4 protein-coding genes are annotated in these 3,477 nt (G+C 37.3%); 2 read left to right on the plus strand and 2 right to left on the minus strand.

The genetic code is table 11. The features are described 5' to 3' along the window. Positions 1-381 precede the first annotated feature (381 nt). Together AC3DU7_RS21285 and tsaD are read right to left on the minus strand one after the other, a co-directional pair. Positions 382-900, minus strand: a complete 519-nt coding sequence (locus tag AC3DU7_RS21285) for an N-acetyltransferase family protein (protein ID WP_488041303.1) — start codon at positions 898-900, stop codon at positions 382-384. 560 nt (positions 901-1,460) lie between these two features. Further along, the gene (tsaD, locus tag AC3DU7_RS21290) at positions 1,461-2,519 is read right to left on the minus strand and encodes a tRNA (adenosine(37)-N6)-threonylcarbamoyltransferase complex transferase subunit TsaD (RefSeq protein WP_488041304.1); all 1,059 of its coding nucleotides are present in this window, start codon (positions 2,517-2,519) and stop codon (positions 1,461-1,463) included. 142 nt (positions 2,520-2,661) lie between these two features. Here tsaD and AC3DU7_RS21295 point away from each other — a divergent pair, with 142 nt between their 5' ends. Together AC3DU7_RS21295 and psaJ are read left to right on the plus strand one after the other, a co-directional pair. Then, complete coding sequence (locus tag AC3DU7_RS21295) at positions 2,662-3,150, plus strand: Photosystem I reaction center subunit III (RefSeq protein WP_488041305.1); 489 nt, start codon at positions 2,662-2,664, stop codon at positions 3,148-3,150. A gap of 147 nt (positions 3,151-3,297) precedes the next feature. Next, a complete protein-coding gene (psaJ, locus tag AC3DU7_RS21300; protein ID WP_124143070.1) occupies positions 3,298-3,423 on the plus strand; it encodes a photosystem I reaction center subunit IX in 126 nt (41 codons plus the stop codon). Positions 3,424-3,477 lie beyond the last annotated feature (54 nt).

Consider the following 3,477-nt stretch of genomic DNA (forward strand, 5'->3'; position numbering starts at 1 on the left):
TATGTGAGCATTTTCGGGTAGCTATAGCAGAAAAATCACTCCTACTATTCTTTGTGCCACTTTCTCTGTGATTCCCATTTATTCTAAATCCTAACTAGGGCTTGCTGATTAAATCTCAAACTCTCTACAGATAAATGTTTTAGCCTTTTTAGGTACTAATAAAATGCTAGCTTTTAGGTGGTAATGGTTCAAAAATCGAGGATTTTTAGCAAGATTAGGAGAAGAAAACCAAGGGAAGATTTTTCTGGCTACCTATTCTATAATTCTCATTACTCCTGGATTTTGGATTCTGGCTCCTCCCCTGACAAAAATATTTTATTCAGCAAGCCCTAACTACTCCCTATTCCCTACCCCAGCAAAAATACTTTCCATACGCAAAACCTACTTACTCCTATCATTTTTTTTTGCTTCCTGAAGATGAAGTCCAACAATTACAACATCTCGCTTCATACCATCTAAATTAGCCACTTTTGGTAAATAACCCCAACGTTGAAAGCCAAACTTATCAAATAACTTTAAACTAGGCTGGTTATGAGCAAATATAAAACCCAGTAAAGTATTAATTCCCAATTTAGGACTATAAAAAATTGCCTCTGAAAGTAATTTTTTCCCTATTCCTTTACCTTTATATTCAGGAGCAACATATATGCTCACTTCTGCTGTAGATTTGTATGCAGCTCTGCCATTAAAAGACTGAAAACTAAGCCACCCAACAATTTTTTCATCTAATTCCATAACCCAAATTGGACGACTATCAGGTGTGTGTTCTTGATACCAAGGAATACGACTTTCAACCGATATAAATTCTAGATCTGCAGTCGCAATACGACTAGGAATTGAAGCATTATAAATTTCTACAATTACAGCTAAATCTTTTTCTTCAGCGTTTCTAATTTTCATTACTGATGTAGGAGTATTAATTCTAAATTGTGCAGAAAATAGGTTCAACAATTAATAATTAATAATTAATTATTAGGGTTTGCTGAAAAAGTCTTATGAGTGAGGGGAGGAGTCAGGAGTCAGGAGTCAGGAGTCAGGAGAAACGGGAATTATAGAGGAGGTAGTCGGAAAAATTGTCCCTCAATTTTCTGCCATAATCATCTCAAAATACTAGCTTTTTGCAGCTCTTTCTACCGAAAAGCTGGTACTTTTTCTAACCCAAAAACGCTAAAGCCTTTATTTATCAAAACTTTGAGAATTAATCAGCAAACCCTAATTAGGGCTTGCGCTCATAAAGCTAAATGTCAGGATAGCTAAAGCTTAATAACTTTTTATATTCAATTTATCTCTATTAGCTCTTATGGGCATCAATTTACTGAAATTTTCTACTGAAATTCAAGAAAATTTCTTCACATAAAATGGCCTCAACCTTAGCCTGTTTCCCCCAAATCGACCCGTCCCCGTGTCCCCGCGTCCCCGTGTCATACTTGTTACAGCCCACTATTCCCTATTCCCTAGCGCTACGCGCTATACAACTCCATCACATCTTTTATGGCCATTCGAGAACTAGCTCCTAAGTTCAGAGATGAAATGTGACCTCTACTCAAATGGTCAACTGCTGCACAACCAATCATAGCCGCATTATCTGTACAGAATTTGAGGGGAGGAAATAGTACCTGTAAATTATTCTTACTTGCTGCTGTACTTAAGTTTTGTCGCAACCCACTATTTGCAGCTACACCTCCACCAATAGCAATTGTATTCAGTCCATAATCTAGCGCACAGGCGATCGCTCTTTTTGTTAACCCTTTCGCTACAGTTTCTTGAAAACTAGCTGCAATGTCCTTCGTCAGTGAAGACTCAGGTAATAACTCATTGCCCTCTGTTTCCAATTTTTGAATTAATCGCAAGACAGCAGTTTTTAGTCCACTGAAGCTAAAATCATAAGGATGATAACCACCTTCAGGTAAAGAAATTTTCCCTTCGGGTAGAGAAAAAGCATATCTGTTACCTTCTGCTGCCAATTTATCAATTATGGGGCCTCCTGGATAGCCAAGTTTCAATAATCTAGCCACCTTATCAAAAGCTTCTCCTGCAGCATCATCTCTTGTTTGGCCTAATGTTTCATACACACCACAATCTTTGACATATATTAAACTTGTATGGCCTCCAGAAACCAACAAACAAAGAAAAGGTGGTTTTAATTCTGGTTGACTAAGATAAGTCGCATAAATATGACCTTCTAAATGATGCACTCCCACAAATGGCTTTTTATGGACAATAGCCAGAGTTTTCGCTGCCGTTATTCCCACTAACAAAGCGCCAACCAAACCAGGGGCACAAGTAGATCCAATACCATCAATATCTGGCCAATCTAAATCTACCTCTGTAAAAGCCTGAGCGATCGCCTGATTGATTATTTCTAAATGTTGCCGTGAAGCTATTTCTGGCACAACACCTCCATAAAAGCTGTGAATATTAATTTGTGACTTTACGATATTACTTAAAACTTGACGATTCTTAACAATTGCCACAGACGTTTCATCACAACTTGTTTCTATAGCTAAAATAGTTGTCATTGACTGATAGATTTATAAAAATAGCTTGATTACTGTCAGCTTCAAATTTATCATTTCCATTAAGAAAATCCCTACTTCAGCTTAAATTAGCTACAGAAGTATGGGTAATTGTCAACACTTTGTAATAAAAGGAAACAATTTTATGAGACGATTGTTGGCTTTAGTTTTAGCCATAAGTCTTTGGGTAACCTGTGCATCAGCAGCATCAGCATATAACTTGGTGCCATGTTCAGAATCACCTGCTTTTCAGGCACGAGCTGAAAATGCTCGCCCTACTACCGCCGATCCAGAATCTGGCAAGAAACGATTTGAACGTTATTCACAAGCACTTTGTGGAGAAGACGGACTACCTCATTTAATAGTAGATGGTAGCCTGGATCGTGCTGGAGATTTCCTCATTCCTAGCATTTTATTCTTATACATTACAGGTTGGATTGGTTGGGCTGGTCGCTCCTATCTACAAGCCATCAAATCTGGTAAAAATCCAGAAGAAAAAGAGATTGTTATCGACGTTCCTTTAGCAATCCAAAAAATGCTAGGTGCAGCTCTATGGCCAGTGTTGGCATTAGGAGAATTTACCTCTGGTAAAATGTTTGCTGAAGAAAACGAAATTACTGTTTCCCCACGCTAAAACATCAACTAAGGAATTAATAAAAACTAAGTAATTGTAATTAGTATAAAAATACTAATTACTAACTGCCAAAAGTCTCAAAACAATGTTAAATAACATTGTCTAAACAATACCTGATTTGACAATCAGTTTTTAGGAGAAATATTCATGCAAGACCTACTTAAGTATCTATCAACAGCCCCAGTTTTGGCCGCAGCCTGGATGATTATCACAGCCGGAATTTTAATTGAGTTTAATCGTTTCTTCCCAGACTTACTTTTCCACCCAATGTAAAAGCAAAAAAGTTAACTCAGATTTGTCTGGATTAATCTAAAGCCTGGAACAAAA

Source organism: Okeania sp., from assembly GCF_983059655.1.